Raw genomic sequence first — 5,498 nt, forward strand, 5'->3', positions numbered from 1 at the left:
CTTCGGTTTTCTTCTCTCGAATGGTCTTTAGAACCTTTATTATGCCCATTCGTTCCCGTGTTCTTCTCTCGAATGGTCGTTAGAACCTCTATTATGACCATTCGTTTTCGTTTTCTTCTCTCGAATGGTCGTTAGAACCTCTATTATGACCATTGGATTGTGTTTTCTTCTCTTGAATGGTCGTTAGAACCTCTATTACGACCTCTCGCCACTCCTCTATTAGGGCATCTGTTGATTACAGCAAGTCATCTCCAATCAACAGTTGCTAAAAATCTTTAACACAGACAAAAGAAAAATATTGTAGTTTGCAAGTTTAAAGAGAAAAAAAATCACCTCTAAACTTTTGTTTAAAGGTGATTTGTATGAAAGATTTTAAAAAACAAAGAACCTGAAGCGGATTATAGCTGATCAGGTTATTTCAGTTTTTTCTCGACTTTTTCCATTAGTTCTTCTTCAGACAGAGCAGCGACTGGCCGGTTGTTGACGAAAGCAAAAGTTTTCTTTCTGCCGGGTCCGCAATAGGACTGGCATCCAATCTCCATTTTCGCTTCGGGATCAAGCTGCTTAAGCTTCGGAATCAATGTTTTAAGGTTTACGGCCTGACAATCGTCGCAAACACGAAATTCGTTTGCCATTTAGGACAACCCTTTCTTATATCAACAACAAATGTTGACAACACTTTTAGACTAAAGGGTATTTTACAACTTATTTCATTCGATTGCAAGCCGGCGCGACGGTCCTCTTCCTTATCTATCTTTATAAAAAACACGTATTTATACGAAAAATCTACTATCCTTCCATTTTTCAATGTATAAGCTTTCCAATTCCAGGACATGATTGAAGTATAAGTTTCAATAGTCAACCAATGTAAAAGGGAGTTGAAGAAAAATGAAAGTACGCCAGGATGCCTGGACAGATGAAAATGATTTATTGCTAGCGGAAACCGTGCTGCGCCATGTAAGAGAAGGCAGCACACAATTGAATGCATTTGAAGAGGTGGGCGACAAGCTTGACCGCACTTCTGCCGCCTGCGGTTTCAGATGGAACGCAGTTGTTAGGCACAATTACGAAAAAGCATTACAGCTTGCAAAAAAACAGCGGAAACAGAGACAGAGAATCCTAGGAAAAGATCAAGGCGGCAAAAAGAAATTACTTTATGCACCGCCAGTACCAGTGATGGGTGAAAGTTTGACAGCTTCGTTGGCAGAAGTGGAAACAAATGATTCCCAGATTACCTTTGACCTTTCCATGCTTGACCAGGATGACAATCAAATTGAAGCGGCACTTATGGCCGAAATGCAAGATTTAATGAATGGAAAACAAGAGAAACATGATTTCTCTGTGGAAGCAGCTGAAATGGCTGAGGTGCCAGTTGCATCTGCCCCTGCTCTAAGAGTTCAGGCCACTCCTGTAAGGCATACGGTTCCGTCAACTGGCTTGACGATGGGCCATGTCATTGCCTATCTGCAAAGCTTGAATGGATCAACGCTTCAAGTAGATATTTATAAGAGTGAGAATGAAAGATTAAAGCGCGAAATCAATAGTTTAAGGAAGCAGAACGAGGAACTGCAGGAAAAAATAAATAGACTCGAGAAAAATACGAATACGATGCAGGAAGATTACGAAACACTCATGAAAATCATGAATCGCGCCCGCAAGCTTGCCCTGTTTGAAGAAGAAGAACGCCCAGCAACAAAGTTCAAGATGGACCGCAACGGCAATCTGGAAAAAGTAGCAGAATAACCTAGTTTTCCTAATTACTAAATAGATAGATGATTGGCTGGAGACGGAGATAATAGCAGCAGCCCCCTCTTAAGAAACTTAAGAAAAGCCGGAACAATATGGTTTCCGGCTTTCTTTATTATTTAGCGGCTCGAATTCTATTTGGAGGCGTGAATCCTATTAGTTTATTGAAATCCTATTTAACGGACTGATTTCAGAAGTTCTGCTTTTCTATTATCCCTGCTGCTCAAGAAACTTTTCATTCCGTTCAATAATCCGGTTGTAATAGTGGTCAAATAATTCAATCTCCATACCGTTAAGATATCCGGATGTCAGCTCGTCGCTGTTTGCGTTCAGGAATTTTAAAAATCGTAACATGACTTCCTGAACCGTCATCTCGACTCCTAAAAGTTCGGAAAGCGAGGCCATCACCTCAGGCTGGATCTCTGGATAGCTGAATTTCGTACTTTCTCCTTTTTTCGCTCGAGAGTAAAACTCCCTAATCAATTCCGCCCGTACGCTGCCGCTTCCATTCACACAAAGATAGATTTGGACAGCTACCCCTTTTTTCAGGCGGCGCTGTGAGATTCCGGCAAATTTCTTGTCACCAATGCTTAAATCATAGCTTCCCGGACAATACGAAGCCGAAATCTCCTTCGCTTCGATCTCTTTATTAAAATCTGCAAACATTTCTTTTATTAAAAACCACATGGCATCGTAGCCGCGGTTGATATCTATTCCCTTTTCCCTCTCAGGTAAAATAAGCGAAAGGTTAAGAACTCCTTCGTCGAGCACGACGGCAAGACCGCCGGAATTGCGGACGATATATTGATAGCCTTGCTCCTCGAGGAAATCCAGTCCAGCCTGAAGATGCGGCAGCCTGGTATCCTGAATGCCAAGGACAACCGTATTATGGTGCACCCAGGCACGAGCAGTTGCAGGCGACTGTCCAGTACCAACCGATTCGCATAATGTATCATCCGTCCCGAACGACTGGAGGGCATGAAAGTGCGCACCCAGCGCCGACTGGTCAATCAATCTCCACTTGTCCTGACGCAATAAATTGAGAGCCTCATCCATGTGAATTCCCCTTTTCAAAAACACTTTTCGATTCATTCGTTATAATTCAGTTGATATTATAGCATATCACGGAGTATTCTCTTCATCCTCGGAAGGTAATCTGCCTAGTTTGATTTTTTCTCCTCGTTGAAATTAGTTTTTTCCCCGTTGATTTCAGTTTTTTCTCCGTTGATTTCTTTTTTCTCCCCTTTGAAGTCATTTTTCTCCCTGTCGGTATCTTTTTCTCCCATTCGGCACCTTTCAGACAAGTCCTCACGCTTTAAAATTCAACTTATTTGTTATTTCCAAAAACAAAAAGCCGATCGACAAAATCGACCGGCTGGAATTGCTTATATACCTTACTTCACAAGCGCCTGCGCTGCTGTAATCAATGCAAGCTTGTATACATCTTCCTCGCTGCAGCCGCGTGACAGGTCGTTTACAGGGCGGTTCAAGCCTTGTAAAATCGGGCCGACTGCTTCAAAACCACCCAAACGCTGGGCGATTTTATAGCCGATATTTCCTGCTTCAAGGCTTGGGAACACGAATACATTCGCATCACCCTGGAGCGGGGAATTTGGTGCTTTCTTTGCTGCAACTGATGGAACGAAAGCTGCGTCGAATTGGAATTCTCCATCCACAATCAACAACGGATCGCGTAGCTTAGCTTCTTCGACTGCCTTAGATACTTTTTCCGTTTCAGGAGAAACCGCAGACCCTTTAGTAGAGAAGCTTAGCATTGCCACTCTTGGCTCAACGTCGAACATTCTAGCAGTCTTCGCACTTTCGATCGCGATTTCAGCTAGGTCCTGGCTGTCGGGTGCAATGTTAATCGCACAGTCAGCAAATACATATTTCTCATCTTCACGTACCATGATGAAGACGCCAGATGTCTTGCGGACGCCCTCTTTTGTTTTGATGATTTGCAATGCCGGTCTTACTGTATCCGCAGTTGAGTGCGCTGCGCCGCTCACAAGGCCGTCTGCTTTATTAGCAAATACCAGCATCGTGCCAAAGTAATTTTCATCAAGCAGAATCTGGCGTGCCTGCTCTTCCGTTGCTTTGCCTTTACGTCTTTCAACAAATGCCGCAACAAGCTCGTCCATCATCGCGAAATTTGTTGGATCATAGATTTCAATCGCATCAAGGGAAACGTCCATGTCGTTCGCCTTTGTCTGAATTTGTTCAATATTCCCTACTAAAATAGGTGTTAATACACCGTCTGCAGCCAATCGGCCAGCTGCTGCTAAAATCCGCTCATCGAGGCCTTCCGGAAAAACAATCCGTAAATTTTGTCCGCTTAACTTGGCTTTTAAGCCTTCAAATAAATCACTCATGCTAACTCCTCCTTTTATCTATACTTCTAGAATACTTTACGTGTTTCAAAATTCAAGAATGTTACCGTTTCCAGCCAGAAGTCTTTTTATTGTAAATATTCAAGTATGTTCACCCGCCCTTCAAACCTTTGGTAAAAAAGCAGGCGCTTGCACCTTTATTACTATTTGCAATCCTTAACAAAATATCCTTTTTATACTCTCTATAAACAATCAATGGTTTTATAAGCATGACGTATGGAGAAACTATGATATGATAATGGTATATTTATGATATTTAGGAGTGATATAAATGAGTGAAGCAGCACAGACACTTGATGGCTGGTATTGCCTGCATGATTTCCGTACTGTAGATTGGACTACCTGGAAGATGCTTTCTAGCGATGAGCGCCAAGCAGCAATCCATGAATTCCTTGGCCTGGTAGAAAAATGGAACGGTACACAAAGCGAGAAAAATGGCAGCCACGCTCTATATACAATCGTTGGCCAAAAAGCAGATTTCATGATGATGATCCTCCGCCCTACAATGGAAGAGTTGAACGAAATCGAAACGGAATTCAACAAAACAAAGCTTGCTGAATTCACGATTCCTGCACATTCTTACGTTTCTGTTGTCGAGCTGAGCAACTACTTGCCTGCTGGCGAAGACCCATACCAGAACCCGCAAATCCTTGCGCGTCTATATCCTGAGCTACCAAAAGCGAAGCATGTTTGCTTCTATCCAATGGATAAGCGCCGCCAGGGCAATGACAACTGGTACATGCTTCCGATGGAAGACCGCCGCAACATGATGCGCAGCCATGGCATGATTGGCCGCCAGTATGCTGGAAAAGTAAAGCAGATCATCACAGGATCTGTAGGATTTGATGACTATGAGTGGGGCGTTACTCTGTTTGCAGATGAAGTTCTTCAATTCAAGAAGCTTATTTACGAAATGCGTTTCGACGAAGTAAGCGCACGCTACGGCGAATTTGGTGCTTTTTTCGTTGGAAACCTGCTTGAAGAAGACCGCGTAGCAGCATTTTTACATGTGAATTAATCAATCCTTTTAAAACCTCGGACTAAATGTCCGGGGTTTTTTTATGCTCTTTTCTCCCTTCATTTTTTCTGTCATAAAATCAAGCTTCCCTCATATGAATGAAATAGTGAGGATTCATTTTACTTGTACACCCATCCTGTAAAAGGACAATTTCACCAGTCTACATATAAAGGTGAAATGAAAGGCAATCAATAAAAATGTTCAAGGAGGAAAAATAATGACGCAATTCAATTATCCATATTATAATTACAGAACCTATCCGCAAACGTACAATCCATATGTAGCGTCTGATTCCCAAGGGCAAGGTGGATACACTGACACACAGCAAATGGGGCAAATGGGGC

The 5,498-nt window shown here is 42.5% G+C and carries 6 protein-coding genes; 2 read left to right on the forward strand and 4 right to left on the reverse strand.

From position 1 onward, the window contains the following. Positions 1-413: 413 nt before the first annotated feature. Positions 414-635 (reverse strand): DUF1450 domain-containing protein, encoded by a 222-nt coding sequence (locus WB217_RS12190; protein ID WP_335377260.1) that lies wholly within the window; start codon positions 633-635, stop codon positions 414-416. Positions 636-888: 253 nt separating this feature from the next. Between WB217_RS12190 and WB217_RS12195 the strand changes: the two genes are divergently transcribed. Then, complete coding sequence (locus tag WB217_RS12195) at positions 889-1,743, forward strand: RsfA family transcriptional regulator (protein WP_423993490.1); 855 nt, start codon at positions 889-891, stop codon at positions 1,741-1,743. A 213-nt stretch (positions 1,744-1,956) separates the two neighbouring features. On the opposite strand, the gene WB217_RS12200 is transcribed toward WB217_RS12195, so the two are convergent. The 3 genes from WB217_RS12200 to pta form a co-directional block, all read right to left on the reverse strand. Continuing rightward, the gene (locus tag WB217_RS12200; RefSeq protein ID WP_423993491.1) at positions 1,957-2,802 is read right to left on the reverse strand and encodes a lipoate--protein ligase family protein; all 846 of its coding nucleotides are present in this window, start codon (positions 2,800-2,802) and stop codon (positions 1,957-1,959) included. Positions 2,803-2,906: 104 nt separating this feature from the next. Further along, positions 2,907-3,032 carry a hypothetical protein gene (locus tag WB217_RS12205; protein WP_423993492.1) on the reverse strand — a complete coding sequence of 42 codons (126 nt, stop codon included), beginning with the start codon at positions 3,030-3,032 and terminating at the stop codon, positions 2,907-2,909. Positions 3,033-3,140: 108 nt separating this feature from the next. Then, a complete protein-coding gene (pta, locus tag WB217_RS12210; RefSeq protein WP_423993493.1) occupies positions 3,141-4,118 on the reverse strand; it encodes a phosphate acetyltransferase in 978 nt (325 codons plus the stop codon). A 289-nt stretch (positions 4,119-4,407) separates the two neighbouring features. Between pta and hemQ the strand changes: the two genes are divergently transcribed. Next, on the forward strand, positions 4,408-5,154 hold the full coding sequence (gene hemQ, locus WB217_RS12215; RefSeq protein ID WP_423993494.1) for a hydrogen peroxide-dependent heme synthase: 747 nt from the start codon (positions 4,408-4,410) through the stop codon (positions 5,152-5,154). Positions 5,155-5,498: the final 344 nt, after the last annotated feature.

Origin of the sequence: Mesobacillus sp., from assembly GCF_049588175.1 — a bacterium.
GTDB lineage: Bacteria > Bacillota > Bacilli > Bacillales > Cytobacillaceae > Mesobacillus.